The sequence below is a fragment of the Enterobacter mori genome (assembly GCF_025244905.1).
Taxonomy (GTDB): Bacteria; Pseudomonadota; Gammaproteobacteria; order Enterobacterales; family Enterobacteriaceae; genus Enterobacter; species Enterobacter mori_A.
Window position 1 is genome coordinate 1,683,108 of the sequence record NZ_CP104285.1, and the last position, 23,953, is coordinate 1,707,060.

Annotated in this window: 25 protein-coding genes, 2 tRNA genes and 1 other RNA gene; 17 read left to right on the forward strand and 11 right to left on the reverse strand. The window is 53.2% G+C overall.

Annotation, left to right across the window (positions count from 1 at the left end; translation table 11 throughout):
• Window positions 1-28: 28 nt before the first annotated feature.
• Entirely contained in the window at window positions 29-1,213 is a 1,185-nt protein-coding gene (locus tag N2K86_RS07870) for a NupC/NupG family nucleoside CNT transporter (protein WP_260661065.1), read from the reverse strand.
• Between the two features lie 251 nt (window positions 1,214-1,464).
• Here N2K86_RS07870 and efeU point away from each other — a divergent pair, with 251 nt between their 5' ends.
• The 4 genes from efeU to phoH all read left to right on the forward strand — a co-directional run bounded on the left by efeU (window position 1,465) and on the right by phoH (window position 6,043).
• Window positions 1,465-2,298, forward strand: a complete 834-nt coding sequence (gene efeU / locus N2K86_RS07875; protein WP_028012665.1) for an iron uptake transporter permease EfeU — start codon at window positions 1,465-1,467, stop codon at window positions 2,296-2,298.
• Between the two features lie 40 nt (window positions 2,299-2,338).
• Entirely contained in the window at window positions 2,339-3,466 is a 1,128-nt protein-coding gene (gene efeO / locus N2K86_RS07880; RefSeq protein WP_260661066.1) for an iron uptake system protein EfeO, read from the forward strand.
• A gap of 5 nt (window positions 3,467-3,471) precedes the next feature.
• Entirely contained in the window at window positions 3,472-4,755 is a 1,284-nt protein-coding gene (efeB, locus tag N2K86_RS07885; protein ID WP_260661067.1) for an iron uptake transporter deferrochelatase/peroxidase subunit, read from the forward strand.
• Between the two features lie 499 nt (window positions 4,756-5,254).
• Window positions 5,255-6,043 (forward strand): phosphate starvation-inducible protein PhoH, encoded by a 789-nt coding sequence (phoH, locus tag N2K86_RS07890; RefSeq protein ID WP_008503509.1) that lies wholly within the window; start codon window positions 5,255-5,257, stop codon window positions 6,041-6,043.
• Window positions 6,044-6,196: 153 nt separating this feature from the next.
• Here phoH and N2K86_RS07895 read toward each other — a convergent pair.
• From N2K86_RS07895 to N2K86_RS07905, 3 genes are all read right to left on the reverse strand, one after another.
• A tRNA-Ser gene (locus tag N2K86_RS07895) sits at window positions 6,197-6,284 on the reverse strand.
• A 136-nt stretch (window positions 6,285-6,420) separates the two neighbouring features.
• Window positions 6,421-7,098 (reverse strand): isochorismatase family protein, encoded by a 678-nt coding sequence (locus N2K86_RS07900; RefSeq protein ID WP_260661068.1) that lies wholly within the window; start codon window positions 7,096-7,098, stop codon window positions 6,421-6,423.
• A gap of 20 nt (window positions 7,099-7,118) precedes the next feature.
• Window positions 7,119-7,979 (reverse strand): pirin family protein, encoded by an 861-nt coding sequence (locus tag N2K86_RS07905; RefSeq protein WP_260661069.1) that lies wholly within the window; start codon window positions 7,977-7,979, stop codon window positions 7,119-7,121.
• 109 nt (window positions 7,980-8,088) lie between these two features.
• Between N2K86_RS07905 and N2K86_RS07910 the strand changes: the two genes are divergently transcribed.
• On the forward strand, window positions 8,089-8,994 hold the full coding sequence (locus N2K86_RS07910) for a LysR family transcriptional regulator (protein WP_260661070.1): 906 nt from the start codon (window positions 8,089-8,091) through the stop codon (window positions 8,992-8,994).
• Between the two features lie 127 nt (window positions 8,995-9,121).
• Here the strand turns inward: N2K86_RS07910 and N2K86_RS07915 are convergent.
• A non-coding RNA gene (locus tag N2K86_RS07915) (RtT sRNA) lies at window positions 9,122-9,260 on the reverse strand.
• 45 nt (window positions 9,261-9,305) lie between these two features.
• Window positions 9,306-9,393 (reverse strand) — tRNA-Ser (locus N2K86_RS07920).
• A gap of 232 nt (window positions 9,394-9,625) precedes the next feature.
• Here N2K86_RS07920 and ghrA point away from each other — a divergent pair.
• The 4 genes from ghrA (at window position 9,626) to N2K86_RS07940 (ending at window position 12,539) form a co-directional block, all read left to right on the forward strand.
• A complete protein-coding gene (ghrA, locus tag N2K86_RS07925) occupies window positions 9,626-10,564 on the forward strand; it encodes a glyoxylate/hydroxypyruvate reductase GhrA (RefSeq protein WP_260661071.1) in 939 nt (312 codons plus the stop codon).
• Window positions 10,565-10,648: 84 nt separating this feature from the next.
• Window positions 10,649-11,386, forward strand: a complete 738-nt coding sequence (locus N2K86_RS07930; RefSeq protein WP_260661072.1) for a phosphatase — start codon at window positions 10,649-10,651, stop codon at window positions 11,384-11,386.
• Between the two features lie 19 nt (window positions 11,387-11,405).
• Window positions 11,406-11,960, forward strand: coding sequence for a TorD/DmsD family molecular chaperone (locus N2K86_RS07935; protein WP_260661073.1), 555 nt, complete (start codon window positions 11,406-11,408; stop codon window positions 11,958-11,960).
• Between the two features lie 96 nt (window positions 11,961-12,056).
• The gene (locus N2K86_RS07940; protein WP_143350036.1) at window positions 12,057-12,539 is read left to right on the forward strand and encodes a DUF1097 domain-containing protein; all 483 of its coding nucleotides are present in this window, start codon (window positions 12,057-12,059) and stop codon (window positions 12,537-12,539) included.
• A gap of 43 nt (window positions 12,540-12,582) precedes the next feature.
• Here the strand turns inward: N2K86_RS07940 and csgG are convergent, their stop codons facing one another.
• The 4 genes from csgG to csgD are packed head-to-tail and all read right to left on the reverse strand — an operon-like array spanning window position 12,583 to window position 14,930.
• Window positions 12,583-13,416: a curli production assembly/transport protein CsgG gene (gene csgG / locus N2K86_RS07945; protein WP_010429561.1), complete on the reverse strand. Its 834-nt coding sequence runs from the start codon at window positions 13,414-13,416 to the stop codon at window positions 12,583-12,585.
• A 26-nt stretch (window positions 13,417-13,442) separates the two neighbouring features.
• Window positions 13,443-13,859 carry a curli production assembly/transport protein CsgF gene (gene csgF / locus N2K86_RS07950; RefSeq protein WP_010429564.1) on the reverse strand — a complete coding sequence of 139 codons (417 nt, stop codon included), beginning with the start codon at window positions 13,857-13,859 and terminating at the stop codon, window positions 13,443-13,445.
• A 26-nt stretch (window positions 13,860-13,885) separates the two neighbouring features.
• Entirely contained in the window at window positions 13,886-14,275 is a 390-nt protein-coding gene (gene csgE, locus N2K86_RS07955; protein WP_260661074.1) for a curli production assembly/transport protein CsgE, read from the reverse strand.
• 4 nt (window positions 14,276-14,279) lie between these two features.
• Window positions 14,280-14,930 carry a biofilm master transcriptional regulator CsgD gene (csgD, locus tag N2K86_RS07960; protein ID WP_010429571.1) on the reverse strand — a complete coding sequence of 217 codons (651 nt, stop codon included), beginning with the start codon at window positions 14,928-14,930 and terminating at the stop codon, window positions 14,280-14,282.
• A gap of 758 nt (window positions 14,931-15,688) precedes the next feature.
• On the opposite strand from csgD, the gene csgB reads away from it, so the two are divergent.
• The 5 genes from csgB (at window position 15,689) to ymdB (ending at window position 18,131) form a co-directional block, all read left to right on the forward strand.
• The gene (gene csgB, locus N2K86_RS07965) at window positions 15,689-16,144 is read left to right on the forward strand and encodes a curli minor subunit CsgB (RefSeq protein ID WP_260661075.1); all 456 of its coding nucleotides are present in this window, start codon (window positions 15,689-15,691) and stop codon (window positions 16,142-16,144) included.
• A 39-nt stretch (window positions 16,145-16,183) separates the two neighbouring features.
• Window positions 16,184-16,633, forward strand: a complete 450-nt coding sequence (gene csgA / locus N2K86_RS07970) for a curli major subunit CsgA (RefSeq protein ID WP_260661076.1) — start codon at window positions 16,184-16,186, stop codon at window positions 16,631-16,633.
• A gap of 60 nt (window positions 16,634-16,693) precedes the next feature.
• Window positions 16,694-17,026, forward strand: a complete 333-nt coding sequence (gene csgC / locus N2K86_RS07975; protein WP_238459505.1) for a curli assembly chaperone CsgC — start codon at window positions 16,694-16,696, stop codon at window positions 17,024-17,026.
• 164 nt (window positions 17,027-17,190) lie between these two features.
• Complete coding sequence (locus N2K86_RS07980; protein ID WP_260661077.1) at window positions 17,191-17,511, forward strand: type 1 fimbrial protein; 321 nt, start codon at window positions 17,191-17,193, stop codon at window positions 17,509-17,511.
• A 77-nt stretch (window positions 17,512-17,588) separates the two neighbouring features.
• Window positions 17,589-18,131, forward strand: coding sequence for an O-acetyl-ADP-ribose deacetylase (gene ymdB, locus N2K86_RS07985; RefSeq protein ID WP_260661078.1), 543 nt, complete (start codon window positions 17,589-17,591; stop codon window positions 18,129-18,131).
• 36 nt (window positions 18,132-18,167) lie between these two features.
• Here ymdB and mdoC read toward each other — a convergent pair whose 3' ends face one another.
• The gene (gene mdoC / locus N2K86_RS07990) at window positions 18,168-19,304 is read right to left on the reverse strand and encodes a glucans biosynthesis protein MdoC (RefSeq protein WP_260661080.1); all 1,137 of its coding nucleotides are present in this window, start codon (window positions 19,302-19,304) and stop codon (window positions 18,168-18,170) included.
• 273 nt (window positions 19,305-19,577) lie between these two features.
• Here mdoC and mdoG point away from each other — a divergent pair, with 273 nt between their 5' ends.
• From mdoG to N2K86_RS08005, 3 genes are all read left to right on the forward strand, one after another.
• Window positions 19,578-21,113, forward strand: coding sequence for a glucans biosynthesis protein MdoG (mdoG, locus tag N2K86_RS07995; RefSeq protein ID WP_010429591.1), 1,536 nt, complete (start codon window positions 19,578-19,580; stop codon window positions 21,111-21,113).
• A complete protein-coding gene (mdoH, locus tag N2K86_RS08000) occupies window positions 21,106-23,634 on the forward strand; it encodes a glucans biosynthesis glucosyltransferase MdoH (RefSeq protein WP_260661081.1) in 2,529 nt (842 codons plus the stop codon). The genes mdoG and mdoH overlap by 8 nt, the downstream gene beginning before the upstream one ends.
• 84 nt (window positions 23,635-23,718) lie before the next feature.
• Window positions 23,719-23,946, forward strand: a complete 228-nt coding sequence (locus N2K86_RS08005; RefSeq protein WP_010429597.1) for a YceK/YidQ family lipoprotein — start codon at window positions 23,719-23,721, stop codon at window positions 23,944-23,946.
• The last annotated feature ends 7 nt before the right edge of the window (window positions 23,947-23,953 follow it).

Sequence of the window (23,953 nt, forward strand, 5' to 3'; positions counted from 1 at the left end):
GGTAAGCGAAGCGCCACCCGGCAATACATCAAAGCACCAACCCCGCAAAGCTCGCAGACAGCAGGCTCACCAGCGTCGCACCGTACACCAGACGCAGACCAAACCGCGATACCACGTTCCCCTGCTGCTCGTTCAGGCCCTTAATCGCCCCGGCCACAATGCCGATGGAGGCGAAGTTCGCAAACGACACCAGGAAGACGGACAAAATGCCCAGCCCGCGCGGTGACATCTGATGGGCCATTTTTTGCAGCTCGATCATCGCCACAAATTCATTCGCCACCAGCTTGGTTGCCATAATACTGCCCGCATTTAAGGCATCGCTCAGCGGGATCCCCACCAGCCAGGCCAGGGGATAAAACACATAGCCCAGGATCTGCTGGAAGCTCATGCCAAATACGCTGGAGAAGAGGGCGTTAACGGCGCTAATAAGCGCGATAAAACCAATCAGCATCGCCAGAATAATCATCGCCACCTTAAAACCGGCCAGAATATACTCGCCCAGCATTTCAAAGAAGCTCTGGGATTCATGCAGTTTTTCCAGCTTGATATCCGGCTCCGCTTCCGGGCGCGCCGGGTTGATGACAGAGAGAATAATAAATGTGCTGAACATATTCAGAATAAGTGCCGCGACGACAAATTTGGCGTCGAGCATGGTCATATAGGCACCGACAATCGACAGGGAGACCGTCGACATTGCCGTGGCCGCCATGGTGAAGAGACGACGAGAGGAGAGATCGCCCAGTACACCCTTGTAGGCAATGAAGTTTTCTGACTGACCGAGGATCAGCGAGCTTACCGCGTTAAAGGATTCCAGCTTGCCCATACCGTTCAGCTTTGACAGCAGCGTGCCGATTACCCGAATAAAAATCGGCAGGATCCGCCAGTGCTGAAGAATACCAATCAGCGCGGAAATAAAAATAATCGGACACAGCACGCCGAGGAAAATGAATGCCAGCCCTTTTTCACCCATACCGCCAAAGACGAAATTCGTCCCTTCGGCCGCAAATTTAAGCAGGGATTCGAAGAAACCGGCGACATATTTAATAATAAACAGCCCGCTTTCTGCGTGCAGGAAAAAGAATGCCAGCACGATTTCAATAACGATCAGCTGTAAAACAAAACGAATGCGAATTTTTCGGCGGTCGAAACTCACCAGCCAGGCAAGCGCAAGAATAATCACCAGCGCCAGCAGGAAATGGATAATCTTAAACATGGGATATTTTCGGTTGGTTTTTGAGGCGGATATTTAGCCACAGCACTGGTTAACCGTAAATGGGCATTTTTATTATAACTTATAAACTTATCGGTAACGGCGGCAACTATTAACAGGCTTTGCGTTTACAACTCGTCATCAAATCACCACACATTTCGCTTGTGTTTCCTTTCGCCGTAATGATAATCACTATCACAAGAATTTACCTTTCTTTGCATCAGTTGACCGCGATAAACATTTAAGGTGTCGGCATGTTTGTTCCATTTCTCATTATGTTACGTGAAGGCCTTGAAGCGGCCCTGATTGTCAGCCTTATCGCCAGCTATCTGAAGCGCACCCAGCGTGGGCGCTGGATTGGCGTGATGTGGGTTGGCGTCTTCCTTGCCGCGGCGCTCTGCCTGGGCTTAGGTATCCTCATCAATGAAACCACCGGCGAATTCCCGCAGAAAGAGCAGGAGCTGTTTGAAGGTATCGTCGCCGTGATTGCGGTGTTCATCCTGACGTGGATGGTCTTCTGGATGCGCAAAGTTTCCCGCAACGTGAAGGTGCAGCTGGAGCAGGCGGTGGATAACGCCCTGCAGAAGGGGAATCACCACGGCTGGGCGCTGATCATGATGGTCTTTTTCGCCGTGGCGCGCGAGGGTCTGGAATCGGTTTTCTTCCTGCTGGCGGCATTCCAGCAGGACGTGGGCATCTGGCCGCCGCTGGGCGCTATGCTCGGTCTGGCAACGGCGGTGGTGCTGGGCTTTCTGCTCTACTGGGGCGGCATTCGCCTCAACCTGGGCGCCTTCTTTAAGTGGACCAGCCTGTTCATTCTGCTGGTGGCCGCGGGGCTGGCGGCAGGAGCGATCCGCGCCTTCCACGAGGCGGGCCTGTGGAACCACTTCCAGGACGTGGCGTTCGATCTTAGCAACGTTCTCTCCACCCATTCACTGACCGGCACCCTGCTCGAAGGCATCTTCGGCTACCAGGAAACGCCGAGCGTCAGCGAAGTGGCGATGTACTTTATCTATCTGGTTCCGGCGCTGGTGCTGTTCGCGATGCCGCCGCGTACCGGCTCGCAGGCGTCGCGCGTTGCGCCGTAATTATTGTTTTAGTTACAACATACTTTTTAAGGGAAGAGTCATGGCAATTCAGTTTCGTCGTAGTGCATTGTGCGCAGGCATTGCCGCGCTGTTCGCTTCTGCATTCGCTGCGCAGGCTGCGGATATTCCGCAGGTAAAAGTCACCGTTAACGATAAGCAGTGTGAGCCGATGATCATCACGGTTAACAGCGGTAAAACCCAGTTTATCATTCAGAACCACAGCCAGAAGGCGCTGGAGTGGGAGATCCTCAAAGGCGTGATGGTGGTGGAAGAGCGCGAGAACATCGCGCCGGGCTTCAGCCAGAAGATGACCGCCAACCTGCAGCCGGGTGAATACGACATGACCTGCGGCCTGCTGACCAACCCTAAAGGCAAGCTGATCGTCAAAGGTGCAGCGACGGCGGACGCGGCCAAAGGCACGGCCCTGCTGAGCCTGGGCGAGGCCATCACCGCCTATAAAGCCTACGTCACCAAAGAGACGGCGGACCTGGTTGCGGGCACCAAAGCCTTTACCGACGCGGTGAAAGCCGGGGATATCGAAAAAGCGAAATCCCTGTACGCGCCAACCCGTCAACACTACGAGCGAATCGAGCCGATTGCCGAGCTGTTCTCTGACCTCGATGGCAGCATCGATGCCCGTGAGGACGATTACGAGCAGAAGGCCGCCGATCCGAAATTCACCGGCTTCCACCGTCTGGAAAAAGCCCTGTTTGGCGACAACTCCACCAAAGGGATGGACAAATACGCTGAACAGCTGAATACCGACGTGCTGGAGTTGCAAAAGCGCATCAGCGAGCTGGCCTTCCCGCCGTCGAAAGTGGTGGGCGGCGCGGCCGGTCTGATTGAAGAAGTGGCCGCGAGCAAAATCAGCGGTGAAGAAGATCGCTACAGCCACACCGATCTGTGGGACTTCCAGGCCAACGTCGACGGCGCGCAGAAAATTGTCGATCTGCTGCGTCCTCAGCTGCAAAAAGAGAACGGCGAACTGCTGGCGAAAGTGGATGCCAACTTCAAAAAAGTTGACACCATCCTGGCGAAGTACCGCACCAAAGACGGGTTCGAAACCTATGACAAACTGACCGACGCTGACCGTAACGCGCTGAAAGGCCCGATTACTACCCTGGCGGAAGATCTCTCCCTGCTGCGCGGCGTTCTGGGTCTGGACTAAGCACGATGAACGAGCATGACGAGCACGACGTGGCGGAACCTTCCCGACGTCGTTTGTTAAAAGGGGTAGGGGCGCTTGGCGGCGCGCTTGCCCTGGCAGGCGGCTGCCCGGTGGTGCATGCGGCTAAACCGCAGAGTGCCCCCGGCACGCTGTCGCCGGATGCGCGCATGGAGACGCAGCCGTTTTATGGCGAACATCAGGCGGGCATTCTGACGCCGCAGCAGGCCTCCATGATGCTGGTGGCGTTTGATTCGCTGGCCAGCGATAAGACCGATCTGGTGCGTCTGTTCCGCCTGCTGACAACGCGTATTGCGTTTCTCACCGCGGGCGGTCCGGCACCGGAAACGCCAAATCCGCGTATGCCGCCGATGGACTCCGGTATTCTCGGGGCATTTATCGCCCCGGATAACCTGACCATTACCGTGTCGGTGGGAGAGTCGCTGTTTGATGACCGCTACGGCCTGGCAAAACAAAAGCCGAAAGCGCTGCAAAAAATGACGCGCTTTCCGAACGACTCCCTCGACGCGGCGCTGTGCCACGGCGATCTGCTCCTGCAGATTTGCGCCAATACCCAGGATACGGTGATCCACGCCCTGCGCGATATCATCAAGCACACGCCGGATCTACTGAGCGTTCGCTGGAAGCGGGAAGGGTTTATCTCTGACCATGCTGCCCGCAGCAAAGGCAAAGAGACGCCGGTTAACCTGCTGGGCTTTAAAGACGGCACGGCCAACCCGGACAGCAGCGATGCGGCGCTGATGAAAGACGTGGTATGGGTGACGGCCGATCAGGGGGAACCGGCGTGGGCCGTTGGCGGCAGCTATCAGGCGGTGCGCATTATTCAGTTCCACGTGGAGTTCTGGGACCGCACGCCGCTGAAAGAGCAGCAGACCATTTTTGGCCGCGACAAGCAGAGCGGGGCACCGCTGGGCATGAAGCACGAGCATGATGTGCCTGACTATGCGAGCGATCCGGATGGTGATGTCATCGCTCTCGACAGCCATATTCGCCTTGCCAACCCGCGCACCAGTGAGACGCAGTCGAGCCTGATGATGCGTCGTGGATACAGCTACTCGTTAGGCGTGACCAACTCCGGTCAGCTTGATATGGGTCTGCTGTTTGTCTGCTATCAGCACGATCTGGAGAAAGGTTTCCTGACGGTGCAAAAGCGGTTAAACGGCGAAGCGCTGGAAGAGTACATTAAGCCCATCGGCGGCGGTTATTTCTTTGCCCTGCCAGGCGCGCGTGAGCGGAACGCGTACCTCGCTCAAGGGCTGATCGAAGCCTGATAATCGTCCCTGCGATAGTTCGCGGGGACATTATTTTTTCATATGACTATCTTCTTGTTATATTTCTGTAATATTTCTATATAAGACTGAATTCACTGAAGGTGCAGTCTTAAAAGTTGCATTCAGGTAAAATAAATGTTGCATTTATGATAACTCCTGATGTACTTAAGATAAGACAGCGGTAGTTCCCGGCAGTGATGCTGAATCACTATGGAGATCGCGAATGGTTGCGTCCTGTACTGGACAAGGTAAACATAACAACCGCAGCACCCGGCGCGGAGGCTCAGACTCCGGCAGCGATTTCCTCACCACTAAATTCTCCCCTTCACCTCAAGAATCTGATTCCACCGACGTGCAGACTGGTGCGCGTAGCTATTCTGTATCGTCATCCGGTAAAGCAAGCAATGGCTTACAAGGAAGCCAACCCTCTGATGTTCGTGCGCATAATCGTGCCGACGCTGGCGCGTGTGATGAATACCAACAACTCAAGGTGCTATCCATGGGAAGACAAAAAGCAGTGATCAAAGCTCGTCGCGAAGCAAAACGTGTGCTGAGACGGGATTCACGTAGCCATAAACAGCGTGAAGAAGAATCGGTCACCTCGCTTGTGCAGATGAGTGGCGTAGAAGCAATTGGCATGGCCCGAGACAGCCGTGATAATTCTCCAATTGTTGCGCGCAATGAGGCTCAGGCGCACTACCTGAATGCTATCGAGAGTAAACAGCTCATCTTTGCAACCGGTGAAGCCGGATGCGGGAAAACCTGGATTAGTGCAGCCAAAGCGGCGGAAGCGCTGATCCATAAGGACGTGGAGCGCATTATTGTTACCCGTCCGGTACTGCAGGCTGATGAAGATCTCGGCTTCTTGCCCGGAGATATTTCGGAGAAGTTTGCCCCATACTTCAGGCCCGTTTATGACGTGCTGGTGAAGCGATTGGGTGCATCCTTTATGCAGTACTGCCTGCGACCAGAGATTGGTAAGGTGGAAATCGCGCCGTTCGCCTATATGCGCGGACGTACATTTGAAAATGCGGTCGTCATTCTTGACGAGGCTCAGAACGTGACCGCTGCGCAAATGAAGATGTTTTTAACGCGCCTCGGGGAGAATGTGACGGTTATCGTTAACGGCGATATTACCCAGTGTGACCTGCCGTCCGGCGTGAAATCCGGATTGAGCGACGCCATGTCACGTTTTGAGGAAGATGAGATGATTGGGGTGGTACGCTTCACTAAAGATGACTGCGTGCGCTCTGCGCTGTGTCAGCGCACGCTGCAAGCGTATTATTGAGTTTGTTGTTGTGTTCAAGGCCCGGGAAACCGGGCTTTGTTTTTTGTGCGGGCTTTTTGTCGGGTGGCGCTGCGCTTACCCGACCTACAATAACGCATGCGTGCTACATGCGAAAAAAAAGCCCGCATTTTCATGCGAGCTCTTCTTTAAATATGGCGGTGAGGGGGGGATTCGAACCCCCGATACGTTGCCGTATACACACTTTCCAGGCGTGCTCCTTCAGCCACTCGGACACCTCACCATATTGTTTTGCTGCCTGACCGCTTGGGGGCAACGGGGCGCTACTATAGGGAGTTGCGCTAAAACGGTCAAGCAGATTTTCTGTATTCGTGTGCGTTCGGTTAAGCCTTAATCAGCTCTTGTCGCAGCACGGGTTATTAACGCTGTGAATCGAGCACTTCGCTGTTTTTCACCACTTCCTGTGCTTTGCCGTAGCTTTCGATCAGCAGCTGGTAAGCCGGGAAGATGTGGGTGTACACTTCCGCCCACTCCGCCGCATCTTCACGGTTCCAGGTACGCTGGATCTCGGAGGCCACAGCCGCCGTATCCATTGGCACCACACCGGCCTGCACCACGCGCGCCAGGGTGATCTCCTGCGCCATTTTGCTGTAGGTACCGGAGGCATCAATCACCGCAAACACCTTATACCCGTCCGCCACCGCGCTGATCGACGGGAAGGCCATGCAAACGCTGGTAATGGTGCCCGCAATGATCAACGTCTTGCGTCCGGTGGCTTTTACCGCCTCAACAAACTCCGGGTTGTCCCAGGCGTTGATTTCACCTTTGCGGGCAACATACTGCGCATGCGGTGCGTTAGCGTGGATCTCCGGGATCAGCGGTCCGTTCGGCCCCTGTGGAACGGACGCCGTAGTGATCACCGGGATTTTCGCCAGGGTAGCGATTTTTGCCAGCGCTGCCGCACGAGCACGCAGTTCCGGCATTGGCATATCACCGACGGTCTGGAACAGACCGCTCTGGTGATCGATAAGGAGCATCACAGCATCGTTCACATCGATGACCGGACGGGTTCCATTAAAATTCGCAGGTGTAGACATGTTCTTCTCCTTTATTACGTTCAGAGCTGGCCGAAGCGGCCGGAATTGAAATCACGAATAGCTTCCGCGATCTCGGTTTTAGTGTTCATCACAAACGGGCCATAGCCGACAATGGGTTCATTGAGCGGCGCTCCGGCCATCAGCAGCACTTTGGCATCGCTGCTTGCCTCCAGGTGCAATTTGTCACCTTCCTGACTCAGCACCACTAACTGGGCTTCTCCTGCCTGAGCAGTGCCGTTCACCGTAACGCGACCTTCCAGCACTACCAGCGCCGTGCTCCAGCCCTCCGGCTGAGTGAGCGTAAGATGGCTTCCCTGATTAAGGGCGAGATCCCAGACGTTCAGCGGCGAAAAGGTATGCGCAGGGCCGGTAATATCGTTGTAGCGTCCGGCGATAACCCGCACTGTTCCGCTGTTGTCCGGTAGTGCCACAACCGGGATGTCGCTTTTGGTGATGCTCTGGTAGCCCGGCGTCGCCATTTTGTCTTTGGCTGGCAGGTTGACCCAAAGCTGCATCATTTTCAGTTCGCCGCCTTTCTGCGAGAACGCGCTGGAGTGGAACTCCTCGTGCAGGATGCCTGCACCTGCCGTCATCCACTGCACGTCGCCCGGGCCAATGACGCCACCTTTACCCGTGGAGTCGCGATGCTCCACTTCACCGGAATAGACGATGGTGACCGTTTCAAAACCTCGATGAGGATGTTGGCCTACGCCGCGTTTCGCCCCATCTGCCGGAAAGGTGTGCGGACCCGCGTAGTCCAGCAGCAGGAACGGACTCAGCGGCTCGCCGTGGGTTTGATAAGAAAACATCGAACGAACCGGGAAACCATCGCCAACCCAGTGCTGGCGGGGAGCGGTATAAACGCCTGTTACGTTTTTCATGATTAACTCCTGATGTTCTGTTGATGTAATTAGCTTATATTCAGGGTTAATATCCCGGTAGATAGTGAAAATGGCATTCACTGTTCTGAAAATGGAACGATGAGGATTTATGCAGGATCTCAATGACTTCGTCTGGTTTGTGAAGGTAGTGGACTACGGTGGCTTTGCGGCGGCGGGAAGGGCGCTCGACCAACCCAAGTCCAAACTGAGCCGCAGGATCGCGCAGCTGGAAGAGCGGCTTGGCGTGCGGTTGATACAGCGCACTACGCGGCAGTTTACGGTGACGGAAGTGGGGCAGACTTTCTATCAGCACTGTAAGGCAATGCTGATAGAAGCAGAAGCGGCAGAGGAGGCCGTTGCTGCGCTGCAGGCTGAGCCGCGCGGCGTCGTCAGAATCACCTGTCCCGTCACGTTACTGCACGTCCACGTGGGACCGATGCTGGCGCGGTTTATGGTGCGCTACCCCGGGATTCATCTCCAGCTTGAGGCCACCAATCGACGGGTCGATCTTGTTGGCGAAGGCATTGATGTGGCGATCCGCGTGCGTCCGCGTCCGTTTGATGACAGCGATCTGGTCTTAAGGGTGCTGGCTGACAGGGGGCATTGCCTGGTGGTGAGTCCGCAGTTGATTGAACGTATGGGTAAACCTCGAATGCCTTCCGAGCTCAGTGAATGGCCCGGTTTAAGTATGGGGGCCGGTAAACAGGTGCATAAATGGGAACTCAGTGGTCCAGAGGGGGCGAAAGCGGAGATCCACTATGCACCGCGCTTTATTACCACCGACATGCTGGCACTGAGGGAAGCGGCGATGGCAGGCCTGGGCGTTGTGCAGTTGCCGATATTGATGGTGAAGGATCAGCTTGCGTCAGGGGAACTGGTACGGGTGCTGGACGCGTGGGAACCCCGACGGGAAGTGATTCACGCGGTTTATCCTTCGCGGCGCGGCATGCTGCCATCGGTCAGGACGCTGGTGGATTTTCTGACCGAAGAGTATGCGCGGATGGTTGAAGAGTAGTTTTTGTAGGTCGGGTAAGCGCAGCGCCACCCGACATAAAGAGCGCAGGGAGTCTCAAGGTTCGAATCCCCAGGTGCGATCCAAAAGAAAAAAGCCCGTACTTTCGTACGAGCTCTCATCTCAAATATGGCGGTGAGGGGGGGGATTGACTCGCTTCGCTCGCCCTGCGGGCAGCCTGTTCGCTGCGCTCTCAGTCTGTCCAACTGGCTGTCGCCAGTTGTCGAACCCCGGTCGGGGATTCTCATCCCCCCCTTTTCGGAGAAAATAAAAGAAAAAAGCCCGTACTTTCGTACGAGCTCTCATCTCAAATATGGCGGTGAGGGGGGGATTCGAACCCCCGATACGTTGCCGTATACACACTTTCCAGGCGTGCTCCTTCAGCCACTCGGACACCTCACCATATTGTCATCCCGTTGTCGTCGGGACGGGCGCTAATGTAAGGAAAAGCCGAACTGCCGTCAACCCACTTTTTCAGTAATTTAGCGTGTTTAGACAAACTTCAAGCAACCTGACTCCTAAATGTGCACAAAGCGTCTCTTTTATCAACAACGCGATTTCCAGATAAATTTGTTATGCTGGCAATCCACTTGAAAATGAAAACAAAACAGCGCAATAAAAGGCAGGAATAAACATGGATATTCTCTTCTATCACCCTACATTTGATACCGCTTACTGGATTGACGCACTTACGGCGGCGCTGCCCGGCGCACGCGTACGCGAGTGGAAGCGTGGCGATAATGAACATGCCGACTATGCGCTGGTCTGGCACCCGCCGGTTGAGATGCTGCAGGGCCGCAAGCTGAAGGCGGTTTTCGCCCTGGGCGCGGGTGTTGATTCGATCCTCAGTAAACTGAAAGCGCATCCAGAAATGCTGCCGGAAAATATACCGCTGTTCCGTCTCGAAGATACCGGAATGGGTCAGCAGATGCAGGAATATGCCGTGAGCCAGGTGCTGCACTGGTTCCGCCGCTTCGACGATTATCAGGCCTTTAAACAGCAGGCCCACTGGGAGCCGCTGCCGGATTATCGACATGAAGATTTTACCGTCGGGATCCTTGGCGCAGGTGTGCTCGGCTCAAAAGTGGCAGAAGCACTTGCCCCGTGGGGCTTCCCGCTGCGCTGCTGGAGCCGCAGCCGTAAGGATTATCCGGGCGTTGAGAGTTTTGCCGGAACGGATGAGCTTCCTGCATTCCTGAAAGGGACACGCGTGCTTATCAACCTGTTGCCGAATACCGCCGAAACGGTGGGCATTATCAATAGCACCCTCCTGAACCAGTTAGCCGCGCAGAGCTATTTAATGAACCTTGCTCGCGGGGTCCATGTCGTGGAAGGCGATCTGCTGAAGGCGCTGGACAGCGGAAAGCTAAAAGGCGCCATGCTGGATGTCTATAGCCGTGAGCCGCTGCCCGCGGAAAGCCCGCTGTGGGCGCACCCGCGCGTGGCGATGACGCCACATGTGGCTGCCGTGACGCGTCCGGCAGAAGCGGTGGCGTATATATCGCATACCATCAGCGAAATGGAAAAGGGCAACCCGGTGACCGGACAGGTCGACAGACAACGAGGCTACTAACGGAAACCCGGCGTTCGCCGGGTTTTTGCTAATATTCGCCGCTGATAACTGCTATCCTTTGGAAAAACCGCAGAGGAGAGAAAGATGTATCCCGTAGACCTGCATATGCACACCGTCGCCAGCACCCACGCGTATAGTAACCTCCATGATTATATCGCTCAGGCAAAGCTCAAGGGCATCAAGCTTTTTGCGATTACCGATCATGGCCCGGATATGGCGGATGCGCCGCATTACTGGCATTTTGTGAATATGCGGATTTGGCCACGTCTGGTGGACGGTATTGGGATACTGCGCGGCATTGAGGCGAACATCAAAAATATCGACGGTGAGATCGACTGCACCGGCCCAATGGTGACCTCTCTTGACCTTATTCTTGCCGGTTTCCATGAGCCGGTCTTTGCACCTCAGGATAAAGACACCAACACCGCGGCGATGATTGCCACCATTGCCAGCGGCAATGTGCACATTATTAGCCACCCCGGTAACCCGAAGTATCCGATTGATATTCAGGCTGTCGCGCAGGCGGCAGCGAAACACCGCGTGGCGCTGGAGATTAACAACTCTTCGTTTGTTCATTCGCGTAAGGGCAGTGAAGCCAACTGTCGCGAAGTGGCTGCCGCCGTGCGTGATGCGGGGGGAATGGTGGCGCTGGGGTCCGATTCTCATACCGCGTTTACGCTGGGTGATTTCAGTGAGTGTATGAAAGTATTAAATGACGTTGGTTTCCCGGAAGCGCAAATCCTGAACGTGACGCCACGCCGCATGCTCGATTTCCTCGAGTCGCGCGGAATGGAACCGATTGCCGAATTTGCCGATCTTTAATTGTGTAATGGAATAAAAAATGAACGAGTTCTCCATCCTTTGCCGCGTGCTGGGTACGCTCTATTATCGCCAGCCGCAAGACCCGCTGTTGGTTCCGCTTTTCACGCTGATCCGTGAAGGTAAGCTGGCGCAGAACTGGCCGCTGGAACAGGATGATTTGCTGGAACGTCTGCAAAAAAGCTGCGACATGCAGCAGATTTCAACGGATTACAATGCGCTGTTCGTCGGTGAAGAGTGCCGTGTTTCGCCGTACCGTTCTGCCTGGCAGGAAGGGGCGACGGAAGCAGAAGTGCGTGCGTTTCTCTCCGAGCGCGGGATGCCGCTGAGCGATACGCCAGCCGATCACATCGGTACGCTGCTGCTTGCGGCCTCATGGCTCGAAGACAACGCCGGTGATGACGAGAATGAAGCCATCGAAACCCTGTTCGACACGTACCTGCTGCCGTGGGTGGGGACGTTCCTGGGTAAAGTCGAAGCCCATGCCACCTCGCCATTCTGGAGAACGCTGGCACCGCTGACGCGTGATGCGATTGCGGCGATGTGGGATGAGCTCGAAGAAGAAAATGAAGAGTGATTTTGATCACAAAAATTCTGCAACGATACATTTCAACTTGCACGTAATGTGCTTTTGATCGCATTTCTATGGCGCGCTTCTGCTAAGATGCGCGCCATGAACATATTACTTTGTATTGCACTGACAACAGGCATTCTCTCCGGTATCTGGGGATGGGTAGCCGTGTCTCTCGGATTGCTCAGCTGGGCCGGGTTCCTCGGCTGCACAGCCTATTTCGCCTGCCCGCAGGGCGGGGTAAAAGGGCTATTCATCTCCGGATGTACCCTGATGAGCGGTGTGATTTGGGCGCTGGTGATCATGAAGGGCAGCGCGCTGGCGCCGCACCTGGAGATTCTGGGCTATGTCATGACGGGCGTGGTCGCATTTTTAATGTGTGTCCAGGCAAAGCATTTGCTGTTGTCGTTCGTACCGGGAACGTTCATGGGGGCCTGCGCGACCTTTGCAGGGCAGGGGGACTGGAAGCTGGTCGTTCCCTCGCTGGCACTGGGACTTCTTTTCGGTTATGCCATGAAAAACAGCGGCCTGTGGCTGGCAGCGCGGCGAGAAAAAGCGCAAAACATCACTGCGGTGAGTGAATAAAAAAAGGCGAGACAGGGATCTCGCCTTTTTTATGCGCTTTCGATCAGGATTCCGGCGGCACCGACATATCGCGGTATTTTACCAGTACCGGGTTTTGCGCCTCTGATTTGTTCTGCAGATCCCACAGCCCGCGATCGATACCATCGTTAATCAGGAAGATCACCCCGGTTTCGATAGCCGACATCAGACACAACATCACCGGTTCGTTAGAGGTATACCCAATTTCACCCTCCAGCAAACGCTGATAGTCGATAAAGCGGAATACCCCGGCCTGAACTTCATACGAGAGAATGGTTTTGCTGGTGTTCACGGAGGATAAGATCTCACCCGTGCTCACGTTAACCACGCGCAGGTTGACGGCAATCTGGTCGAGTTGATACTGGGTGTCAGCACCGATACCGAAGTAACGCGCGCCAGCCCCCCCCGATTTCACGTTACTTTCGTAACCAATAATCGAGCCTTCCACCATGATATTGGCCGCGGTAAGCGACTGAAGTGGCATACGATTATTCACGCCAACGGTTCCATTTTCCTGTGCGGCGCGGATGATTTTTCGTTCATTCAGCAGGTTTTGCAATCCCTGGCGTTCCAGGGGGATAAACCAGCGTGAATCCTTCAGGGCAGTGACCAGCATGGCGGTTGCACTCTGCGGCACGGCCGTAGAGAAGTTACTTGCCGGATACGGTTTGAACTGTCCTGTTTCATCCTGAATGTTATAGACCGAGACAAATATCTTACCGGTTGGTGTCGGCAGATGGGTTAAATCGCGGTAGCTTTGTGCCCGAGGCATTAATGTTGGCTTAGCGGCTTCTTTGGGGGGAGCAGTTAAACAACCGCTCAATAAGCACACTGCAACAATGATCAAAAAGCGCTGCATGATAATTGTCCTTATTTTGAGGTTGTTTAAAAATCAGTCGAACTGGTTTGCAAACCCGACACCTGGATTGTCGATGTTTTTCCGGTTTTGCGATCCGTTACGTTCAACTGAAGCTGCCCATCTTTGTTGGCGATATCGACAATAAAGTCGTTAGTCACCATGCGGCCGGGTTTACCGGTATTAATATTGGTTAGTAAGCCACCTAATATTTGCGACTGGATGGCCTGGGTGAAGTTATCCAGCGCTGACGGGGTTTCGATACCGAAATCGTCGTCAAAGCTTGGGTCTTTGTAAGAGTTTTGAGCCTGGGCTTCGTTAAGCATGAATGCCCCGTTGTTCGGGTTGCCGCCAAAATTAGGGTTGCGGAACTGGAAGGTCATATTCCCGGCCCAGCTTAGTGGTGCAATGAGCATTAACGAAATCACTGTGTGTGCGAGACGCATTACAGCCTCCGAAATAAGTATCGTTGCTAGAACTCATCTTTTGCTAAATCGCCTGTACTCAGCAGGGCTTTATCTAACTGCAGACGATTAATAGCTTCTTCTGTTTGTGCCAGGGCAAAAGCGACGTTCTGATCGAAGTCTCTTTTGGTGGGGAACAGGAAGGTCTGGTAAATAACATCCTGATTGGCTGTTATTGTGATCCAGCTTCCCCACCGCGCACTGGGCCGTTCGTTGATTGTTAAGTTACCGGTGTAGTCACTTTCCCATTTATCGCTGAAGGCTCGGTAGAAATCGTGCCCAATGGATGTAACGGTGTGGTCGGTTAACAATCCGGGAACCTCAACTTCCACTGCCTGGAGGTTCCCGGCCGCAAGCAGGAAACCTGCTGCAGCAATCCAACTCAACGTGCGTTTCATGCTATTAACGCCTGAGGTTATCGTTTGCCCATGAAACTGCCTGAGTCCGGTTTTTAACAGCTATCTTCTTGAAAAGATTATAAAGATGCGTCTTGACCGTATTTTCGCTGATAAATAACGAACGGGCGATTTCAATGTTTGAAGCACCAATGCGCAACTTGTTCAGGATCTCTTTCTCACGATGCGTCAGCAGTGCAGACTCTGTACTGTTGTAGCGATAATTTCCGGAGTGTGTAATGAGGTAGCTGGCAAGCTTTTGCGAGAAATAGCATTCGCCTCGCAATATGCCCTGCAAGCCTTCCACAACACGATTCTCTTCTTCAGTGACGTAGAACACGCCATTGATATGCGGCCAGCTTTCAATATCTCTAAAAGGATACTCATCAGGGGTATTCAATAATAACACGCGGATATTATTGTTTTTCCTGCTTAAGTTATCTTGCCAGTAATGGATCAGCTTTTTATCCGCTTCCATCATATCGAGAAGAATGATACTGCCAGGTGCAATGTCATCAAAAGAACGTTGAATATTATGCAATTTCCCGTTCAATGAAAGAGATTGCTTTAAATGCTGCAATAATGCTGTCGCTTGTAAAGAAGGTTTGGTGATCAACAATAATGTATGACCATGTAAACTATGGACTTCATTAAACATGATGAAACCCCACTTTATTTATGACACCTGGCAGCTATCCCTTTTTAATAGATAAGGAATACCAGAAGCACTGACAGATGTGGCACTGCTGTGTGTAGAATCAAACCATTCCTCCAGAGGAGGATGGAAATAAAAATAAAATGACTTACTACTGTTTTCAATCTAGCTATTACAAACGTTAAAGCAAGTGTTAATCATGTAACTAAATGTAAAATTCAATATTAAATTGTGTATTTGGAGTAATAAATTAGTTTTTGTTTAAGATAAAAGTTGTACATGAGAATAACACTGCACACATTTTAAAAATCATACAAATAATTTTAACTTCATGAAAAATAGGTTGATTTATAATTCTAACCTCACCGGTGAAAGGTATGAGATACATAAGAAAACTAAGCCTTCTCTCATCAGGGCATTCCTTCTTAAGAAAACTCGCTCTGTGTGACAAGGTTTTCAAATTGTCTCGCTCAGGTGTGGTGAAGCCAGGTCGCGTAAGGCTGGACAAGAAACCTGCCATTGTACAGCATCGGCGAGAGACGATTTTTTTTCTCCCGCTAAACCTAACGTCTGTCAGCGTATTTTTACCGGAATTAATACTTTGAGGTGAAGTCATTAATTAAAATAAGCCGCGCGGGTGAGATATTTAAATTGTTTCGGCGGACATACTCTTTTTCGTAACGCGGCGTTAACAACAAAACGATTCGCGTTTATGCATGAAGAGACGTTATTTTGTGTATAGCCAGGTCCAGGGTGACAACATGAAAAACAGAACGTTATTTATGATGTTTACATTACTGGGTGTGCCTGGATTTGTAACCGCAGGCGGTTCGGACTTAGCCGGTTCTGAATATAATTTTGCGGTTAATGAATTAAGTAAGTCTTCCTATAATCAGGCAGCCATTATTGGTCAACAAGGTGCAGGTAATAATACTGATATTCGTCAGGATGGTTCTAAATTACTGTCCGTTGTCTCTCAGGAGGGTGGAGGCAATAGAGCGAAGGTTGATCAATCAGGAACATACAATCTTGCTTATATCGATCAGGATGGAAACGGTAATGACGCGAGTATTAAGCAAGAAGCGTTTGGTAATACCGCAATGATTATCCAAAAAGGGTCGGCTAACAGAGCGAGTATTACGCAGTATGGTACGCAGAAAACAGCAGTTGTAGTGCAGAGACAGTCACAAATGGCCATTCGCGTTATTCAACGTTAGGGCGTTGTGGCGACTTAATCAATCCGATGGGGGTTTACCATGAAACTTTTTAAAGTGGCAGCAATTGCAGCAATCATCGTTTCTGGCAGTGCTTTCGCAGGTGCGGTACCTCAGTTTGGCGGTGGTCATGGCCACGGTGGCGGTAATAGTGGCCCTGACTCAACCCTGAGCATTTACCAGTATGGTGGCGGCAACTCTGCGCTTGCTCTGCAAACGGATGCCAGAGATTCTGATCTGACCATTACCCAACATGGCGGCGGTAACGGCGCTGATGTTGGACAAGGTTCTGATGATAGCAGCATCGATCTGCTGCAAAAAGGCTTTGGTAACAGCGCAACCATTGACCAGTGGAACAGCAAAGACTCCGTTATCAACGTCAAACAGTTTGGCGGCGGCAACGGCGCGGCAGTGGACCAGACAGCATCTGGATCAACTGTTACCGTCCATCAGGTCGGCTTTGGCAACAATGCGACCGCACATCAGTACTGATTTCAAATCTGTGCTACAAAAAAACAGGGCATTTGCCCTGTTTTTTTTCGGGAGTTCATCATGAATACGTTAATACTCCTTGCTGCGCTTTCCAGCCAAATAACCTTTAAAACATCGCAGCAGGGAAATATGACCACCATTATTCCTCAGGTCACCCTGACGCACGCGTGTGATTGCCAGGTTCAAATTTTGTCCGTTCGCCAGGGGGAGGGAGGACAAAGTACCTCACGCCAGCAAAACACCTTCTCTATACCCGCTAATCAGACGATTGATTTAATGAGATTGAGTTTAAATATTGGCACAGGGGATACGGTGAAAATTACGGTCACCGTCTCTGACGGAAAATCGCTGCATTTATCACAACAATGGTCGCCGGCAGAGCGCTCGCTTTAATCATTCACAAAATCAATGGTTTGGGAATGTGGCGGGAGTTGAAAGGTGTAACTATGATGTTATCAGGAGCTGAACATGTTTCGCTGTTCAATTACCTGATATCGCGTTGTCATACTGGAGCGCTTTTACCCCTCAAGGATGATTTATTTTGAGGAGTACAACTTGTGACCAAATCTACCGCTCTGCTCATCTCAGGTTTTAGCCTGATCGCCTCGGTTTATATGACACCCGCATTTTCAGCAACGATTGTTGAAGGCGGTGTTATCCATTTCCGTGGTGCCATTGTTGCCGATCCCTGTGAGATTACCCCTCAACATCGTCAGTTTGTGATGTCCTGCCCCGAAAATAACCGTATTCAGACCCGAACGGTCAGCTATGAGGATGCACTGAATGGGCGCTCGGCCTATCCAGGGCTGACAACCGTGAGTATGCAGTATCTCAATCCTGAAAAAACGCTGGCCGTTGTTAAGGTGGAATATCGCTAGCCGTTTTAAACGATAGTTTTTTCTGACCCTCCCCTCTGCGATACACTTAAGAAAAAGGCGGGTAGCAGGGGGAATGTATGAGACCGCAAATCGACATTATTCACGGCGATATCACAACGTTACATGTTGATGTGATCGTCAATGCAGCGAATTCATCTTTGCTGGGGGGAGGCGGCGTGGATGGTGCCATTCATCGCGCTGCGGGACCGCAATTGCTTGAAGCCTGTAAGGCCGTACGTCAACAACAGGGGGAATGCCCGCCGGGGCATGCCGTGATTACGCTGGCAGGGGATCTGCCCGCCAAAGCCGTTATTCACGCCGTGGGACCGGTGTGGCAGGGGGGCGATCACCACGAGGCACGGATCCTTGAGGATGCTTACCGTAACTGCCTGCGCCTCGCTGCGGACAATGGCTATAAAACCCTGGCGTTTCCTGCCATCAGCACCGGTGTTTATGGCTATCCCAAAGCGGCTGCCGCGACCATTGCGGTGAATACCGTGTACCACTACCTTTCCCTGAAGCCCATGCCGGAAAAGGTCATCTTTGTCTGTTTCGACGAAGAAACCACGCATCTCTACCAGAGACTTCTGACCCAGCGGGGAGAAGAACTGGACGGCTGATACAAAAGCGGCGCCGTATTGGCGCCGCTTTTTTGATCACGCTTTAACCTGTGGTTTTCCGGAGAAGAGGAACCGCAGTAGCGGGATACGCAAGTGGATCTCGTACAGCACGACGGCAATCCCGATCACGAAGACCAGCCCGGTGAAGAAGCCCAGCGTGTTGGAAGCAATATGCGGGGTGATGTAAGCGCCGAAGAACAGCGTCAACGGGTGATGCACCAGATAAATGAACAGTGACGCGTTGACGAAATAGGTGACGCGACTGGATTTAAAGTTCAGCAGGCGATGACCGAGGGCAAACACCACGTTCACCATCCACAAGCCGAGCAGCATGGTAATGACACTCTCCGTTTCGTACATCCACGCATCACCGCTGCCGTAGCGCTGATTGAGAAGATAGGCCACGAAGGCAAGAGCAGCACCGACGGCACACCAGGGCGACGGTTGGGTAAACAGCGCTTTTAACTGCGGATAGACAAACGCCAGCGCTCCCACCAGGAAGAAAGGAATATAGAACAGCGACTGCATCACCACGAAATTAAACAGCCCGTCGCTCAGGATGGGGGGATAGACTATGAACAGCGTGCGTCTGATGGCCGCGTAGAGAATCCCCAGCACCAAAAAGAGCAGGGACAGTTTACCGAGCGTTATGTTGGCAAAGAAAGTCTCTGACGTCGCGCTTAAATGACGGCGCAGACGGCTAAAGATGACCAGACTGACAGTGGTAAGAACCACCAGAACCAGCAGGAACCAAAGGTGTGAAACCAGCTCCCAGACCAGCGTATTGTATTTTTCATACAGCGACAGGTTAGACCAATTTTCCGCTTTGCCTTTCACATACTGCAGCATAATGAATTGCGGCAGCGTCAACAGCGGGATGGCGGTGAGCATCGGTATGCCGACGCGCTCAACGCGCACCTTCCACCATCGCTTAAGCGGGTAGCGCAAAAACAGCATATAAGAGAAGTAGCCGGATATGACAAAAAACACCTGCATACGGAAGGCGTGTATGAAGTCATTAAACAGCGTCAGCCACCAGGAGGGCATTTGGCTGTTTACGTGCCACGTGTGGCTCGAATAGATCAATGAAATGTGAAATGGGATCCCCAATAGCATCAGCCATGCCCGGATCGAGTCGAGGAAATATTCACGTTGTACGGGTGTTGTGCTCATATAACTCAGTACATTCTCAGACTAATCGCCTTATCCCTAAGACGCATAATGGTTACATTCGAAGCCAACCCTACACCAAGACCGACACCCTGTCTCCAGGATAAGCACGCAAAGTGAAAAGCGGGTTCTTTCATTTGCTTAATCCCTGAGCCAGCGAGCTGAACAAAGCAGTGATAATGTTGTCGGATTGCCTGAGTTTCCATTAAAATGGATCGGATCGATATAAGCACACAAAGGGGGAAGTGCTTACTTATTATGAAACATAAATCACAAATGATGAAAATGCGTTGGTTGGGTGCGGCAGTGTTGTTGTCCCTGTATACCTCATCGGCCTGGTCCTTTACCATCGATGACGTTGCTAAACAGGCCAAGTCTATGGCTGGCAAGAGCTACGAAGCGCCAAAAAGTAACCTGCCCTCCGTTTTCCGTGACATGAAGTACGCGGACTATCAGCAGATCCAGTTCAATCACGACAAAGCATACTGGAACAACGTTAAAACCCCGTTCAAGCTTGAATTTTATCATCAGGGTATGTATTTCGACACGCCTGTTGCTATCAATGAAGTGACGGCAACCGCGGTACGTAAAATCAAGTACAGCCCGGATTATTTCAATTTCGGCGATGTGCAGCACGACAAAGACACGGTTAAGGACCTGGGCTTCGCTGGCTTCAAGGTGCTTTACCCAATTAACAGCAAAGATAAAAACGACGAAATCGTCAGCATGCTCGGTGCCAGCTACTTCCGCGTGATTGGCGCGGGGCAGGTATACGGGCTTTCCGCGCGTGGTCTGGCTATTGATACCGCGCTGCCATCAGGTGAAGAATTCCCACGCTTCCGCGAGTTCTGGATCGAGCGTCCAAAACCAACGGATAAACGTCTGACAATCTATGCGCTGCTGGACTCCCCTCGTGCGACAGGCGCATACCGCTTCGTGATCATGCCAGGACGCGACACCGTCGTTGACGTGCAGTCCAAAGTTTACCTGCGCGATAAAGTGGGCAAGCTGGGCGTTGCGCCGCTGACCAGTATGTTCCTGTTCGGGCCGAACCAGCCGTCTCCGGCGACCAACTTCCGTCCGGAGCTGCATGACTCTAACGGTCTCTCTATCCATGCCGGTAACGGAGAGTGGATCTGGCGTCCGCTGAATAACCCGAAACACCTCGCGGTGAGCAGCTTCGCAATGGAAAATCCGCAGGGCTTTGGTCTACTGCAGCGTGGCCGTCAGTTCTCTCGCTTTGAAGACCTGGACGACCGTTACGATCAGCGTCCAAGCGCCTGGGTAACCCCGAAAGGTGACTGGGGTAAAGGGAAAGTCGAGCTGGTTGAAATTCCAACCAACGACGAAACCAACGATAACATCGTCGCTTACTGGACCCCGGACCAGCTTCCGGAAGCCGGTAAAGAGATGAACTTCAAATACGCTATCACCTTTAGCCGTGACGAAGACAAACTGCATGCGCCGGATAACGCGTATGTGATGCAGACTCGCCGTTCAACAGGTGATGTGAAACAGTCAAACCTGATCCGTCAGCCTGACGGCACCGTCGCTTTCATCGTGGACTTCGCGGGCCAGGATATGAAAAAACTGTCCCCGGATACCGCCGTGACTGCGCAGGCGAGCATCGGTGATAACGGTGAGATCGTTGAAAATGCCGTACGTTACAACCCGGTAACGAAAGGGTGGCGTTTGACCCTGCGCGTGAAAGTGAAAGATCCGAAACAGACCACTGAAATGCGCGCCGCGCTGGTCAGCAACGATCAGCCGCTGAGTGAAACCTGGAGCTATCAGCTACCTGCCAATGAATAATACATCTGAATATATTGATGCCATGCCGCTGACGGACATTGAAAAAGCGGCACTGCCTAAAAGCGACATCCGTGCGGTACACACCGCGCTGGATGGCGATCATCGTCAGTTTACACGTGATGATGATACGCCGCTGGGGTCAGTAAAGGCGCGTCTGGAGCAGGCCTGGCCAGACTCGCTGGCAAAAGGACAGTTGATTAAAGACGACGAAGGGCGCGACCAGCTTCAGGCGATGCCGAAAGCCACGCGTTCTTCTATGTTCCCCGATCCCTGGCGCACCAACCCGGTGGGTCGCTTCTGGGATCGCCTGCGCGGACGTGACGTCACGCCGCGCTATCTGTCGCGTCTGACCAAAGAGGAGCAGGCCTCAGAGCAGAAGTGGCGTACTGTCGGAACGATCCGTCGCTACACGCTGTTACTGCTGACGCTGGCGCAGACGGTGGTGGCAACCTGGTACATGAAGACCATTCTGCCGTATCAGGGCTGGGCGCTGATCAACCCGGCTGACATGGTAGGCCAGGATATCTGGGTCTCCTTCATGCAACTGCTGCCGTACATTCTGCAAAGCGGCATTCTGCTGTTGTTCGCCGTTCTCTTCTGCTGGGTCTCGGCGGGTTTCTGGACCGCGCTGATGGGCTTCCTGCAGTTGCTGATGGGGCGTGATAAATACAGTATTTCAGCGTCAACGGTCGGGGATGAACCCCTCAATCCTGAGCACCGTACTGCGCTGATTATGCCTATCTGTAACGAAGACGTTGACCGCGTGTTTGCGGGGCTGCGCGCAACCTGGGAGTCTGTTAAGGCGACCGGTAACGCAGAGCATTTCGACGTTTACATCCTGAGCGACAGCTACAACCCGGATATCTGCGTAGCAGAACAAAAAGCCTGGATGGAGCTGATTGCGGAAGTGCAGGGCGAAGGGCAGATTTTCTACCGCCGCCGCCGCCGCCGTGTGAAGCGTAAAAGCGGTAACATCGATGACTTCTGCCGTCGCTGGGGTAATCAGTACAGCTACATGGTGGTACTGGATGCCGACTCCGTGATGAGCGGTGACTGTCTGAGCGGTCTGGTCCGCCTGATGGAAGCCAATCCGAATGCCGGTATCATTCAGTCCTCGCCGAAAGCGTCCGGAATGGACACGCTTTACGCACGTTGCCAGCAGTTTGCGACCCGTGTGTACGGCCCGCTGTTTACGGCTGGTCTGCACTTCTGGCAGTTGGGTGAATCCCACTACTGGGGCCACAATGCGATTATCCGCGTGAAGCCGTTCATTGAGCACTGTGCGCTTGCGCCGCTGCCGGGTGAAGGGTCTTTTGCCGGGTCGATTCTGTCGCATGACTTCGTGGAAGCAGCGCTGATGCGTCGTGCTGGCTGGGGCGTCTGGATTGCCTACGACCTGCCAGGCTCATACGAAGAACTGCCGCCGAACCTGCTGGATGAGCTCAAGCGTGACCGTCGCTGGTGCCACGGTAACCTGATGAACTTCCGCCTGTTCCTGGTGAAAGGGATGCACCCGGTTCACCGTGCGGTATTCCTGACCGGCGTGATGTCCTATCTCTCTGCACCGCTGTGGTTTATGTTCCTGGCGCTGTCGACTGCCTTACAGGTGGTTCATGCCCTGACGGAGCCGCAATACTTCCTGCAACCGCGCCAGCTATTCCCGGTGTGGCCGCAGTGGCGTCCGGAGCTGGCGATAGCGCTGTTTGCGTCGACAATGGTGCTGCTGTTCCTGCCTAAGCTGCTCAGTATCATCCTGATCTGGTGCAAAGGCTCGAAAGAGTATGGCGGTTTCTGCCGCGTGACACTCTCGCTGCTGCTGGAAGTGCTGTTCTCCGTGCTGCTGGCTCCGGTGCGCATGCTGTTCCATACCGTATTTGTGGTCAGCGCGTTCCTGGGCTGGGAAGTGGTCTGGAATTCACCGCAGCGTGATGACGACTCCACCCCATGGAGCGAAGCCTTCATGCGTCACGGTTCGCAGCTGCTGCTCGGTCTGGTGTGGGCTGCGGGGATGGCGTGGCTGGATCTGCGCTTCCTGTTCTGGCTGGCACCGATTGTCTTCTCGCTGATCCTGTCGCCGTTTGTGTCCGTGATCTCCAGCCGTTCGACGGTGGGACTGCGTACCAAACGCTGGAAGCTGTTCCTGATCCCGGAAGAGTATTCTCCGCCGCAGGTGCTGGTGGATACCGACAAGTACCTGGAGCAGAACCGCAGCCGTTCGCTGGATGATGGCTTTATGCACGCGGTGTTTAACCCGTCATTCAACGCCCTGGCGATGGCAATGGCGACCGCGCGTCACCGCGCCAGCCAGGTGCTGGAGATCGCCCGCGATCGCCACGTTGAGCAGGCGCTGAACGAGACGCCGGAAAAACTCAACCGCGACCGCCGCTTGGTGCTGCTGAGCGACCCGGTCACCATGGCGAGGCTTCACTATCGCGTGTGGTCTGCTCCGGAGAAATACTCTTCGTGGGTGGGCTACTACAAAGAGCTGAAGCTGAATCCGCTGGCGCTGAAAGCGAAATAAACTGCTAAGTAGGGCGGGTAAGCGAAGCGCAACCCGCCAAATAAAATACCGGCTGCGAGGCCGGTATTTTTTTAGAGGTAAAGAATGAAAATAATTGTCGTGGTGTTGATGACATGCCTGCTCAGCGGCTGCGGCAGCATTATCAGCCGCACTATTCCGGGACAAGGTCACGGGAATCAGTATTATCCCGGCGTTAAATGGGACGTTCGAGATTCCGCATGGCGCTATCTGACCGTGCTCGATCTGCCGTTTTCGCTGATCTTCGACACGCTATTGCTGCCCATCGACGCCAGCCATGGGCCTTACGAGTAATGAGAGC

Excerpts from the sequence above, each read along its gene's own strand:
- csgC (WP_238459505.1), top strand. The coding sequence starts at position 16,694 with ATGAATACGTTAATACTCCTTGCTGCGCTTTCCAGCCAAATAACCTTT.
- csgB (WP_260661075.1), top strand. The coding sequence starts at position 15,689 with ATGAAAAACAGAACGTTATTTATGATGTTTACATTACTGGGTGTGCCT.
- efeO (WP_260661066.1), top strand. The coding sequence starts at position 2,339 with ATGGCAATTCAGTTTCGTCGTAGTGCATTGTGCGCAGGCATTGCCGCG.
- N2K86_RS07905 (WP_260661069.1), bottom strand. The coding sequence starts at position 7,979 with ATGAAAAACGTAACAGGCGTTTATACCGCTCCCCGCCAGCACTGGGTT.
- csgA (WP_260661076.1), top strand. The coding sequence starts at position 16,184 with ATGAAACTTTTTAAAGTGGCAGCAATTGCAGCAATCATCGTTTCTGGC.
- N2K86_RS07870 (WP_260661065.1), bottom strand. The coding sequence starts at position 1,213 with ATGTTTAAGATTATCCATTTCCTGCTGGCGCTGGTGATTATTCTTGCG.
- N2K86_RS07935 (WP_260661073.1), top strand. The coding sequence starts at position 11,406 with ATGAACGAGTTCTCCATCCTTTGCCGCGTGCTGGGTACGCTCTATTAT.
- mdoG (WP_010429591.1), top strand. The coding sequence starts at position 19,578 with ATGATGAAAATGCGTTGGTTGGGTGCGGCAGTGTTGTTGTCCCTGTAT.
- N2K86_RS07900 (WP_260661068.1), bottom strand. The coding sequence starts at position 7,098 with ATGTCTACACCTGCGAATTTTAATGGAACCCGTCCGGTCATCGATGTG.
- N2K86_RS07930 (WP_260661072.1), top strand. The coding sequence starts at position 10,649 with ATGTATCCCGTAGACCTGCATATGCACACCGTCGCCAGCACCCACGCG.
- ghrA (WP_260661071.1), top strand. The coding sequence starts at position 9,626 with ATGGATATTCTCTTCTATCACCCTACATTTGATACCGCTTACTGGATT.
- efeB (WP_260661067.1), top strand. The coding sequence starts at position 3,472 with ATGAACGAGCATGACGAGCACGACGTGGCGGAACCTTCCCGACGTCGT.
- csgE (WP_260661074.1), bottom strand. The coding sequence starts at position 14,275 with ATGAAACGCACGTTGAGTTGGATTGCTGCAGCAGGTTTCCTGCTTGCG.
- efeU (WP_028012665.1), top strand. The coding sequence starts at position 1,465 with ATGTTTGTTCCATTTCTCATTATGTTACGTGAAGGCCTTGAAGCGGCC.
- ymdB (WP_260661078.1), top strand. The coding sequence starts at position 17,589 with ATGAGACCGCAAATCGACATTATTCACGGCGATATCACAACGTTACAT.
- phoH (WP_008503509.1), top strand. The coding sequence starts at position 5,255 with ATGGGAAGACAAAAAGCAGTGATCAAAGCTCGTCGCGAAGCAAAACGT.
- N2K86_RS07910 (WP_260661070.1), top strand. The coding sequence starts at position 8,089 with ATGCAGGATCTCAATGACTTCGTCTGGTTTGTGAAGGTAGTGGACTAC.
- mdoC (WP_260661080.1), bottom strand. The coding sequence starts at position 19,304 with ATGAGCACAACACCCGTACAACGTGAATATTTCCTCGACTCGATCCGG.
- csgD (WP_010429571.1), bottom strand. The coding sequence starts at position 14,930 with ATGTTTAATGAAGTCCATAGTTTACATGGTCATACATTATTGTTGATC.
- N2K86_RS08005 (WP_010429597.1), top strand. The coding sequence starts at position 23,719 with ATGAAAATAATTGTCGTGGTGTTGATGACATGCCTGCTCAGCGGCTGC.
- mdoH (WP_260661081.1), top strand. The coding sequence starts at position 21,106 with ATGAATAATACATCTGAATATATTGATGCCATGCCGCTGACGGACATT.
- N2K86_RS07940 (WP_143350036.1), top strand. The coding sequence starts at position 12,057 with ATGAACATATTACTTTGTATTGCACTGACAACAGGCATTCTCTCCGGT.
- csgF (WP_010429564.1), bottom strand. The coding sequence starts at position 13,859 with ATGCGTCTCGCACACACAGTGATTTCGTTAATGCTCATTGCACCACTA.
- csgG (WP_010429561.1), bottom strand. The coding sequence starts at position 13,416 with ATGCAGCGCTTTTTGATCATTGTTGCAGTGTGCTTATTGAGCGGTTGT.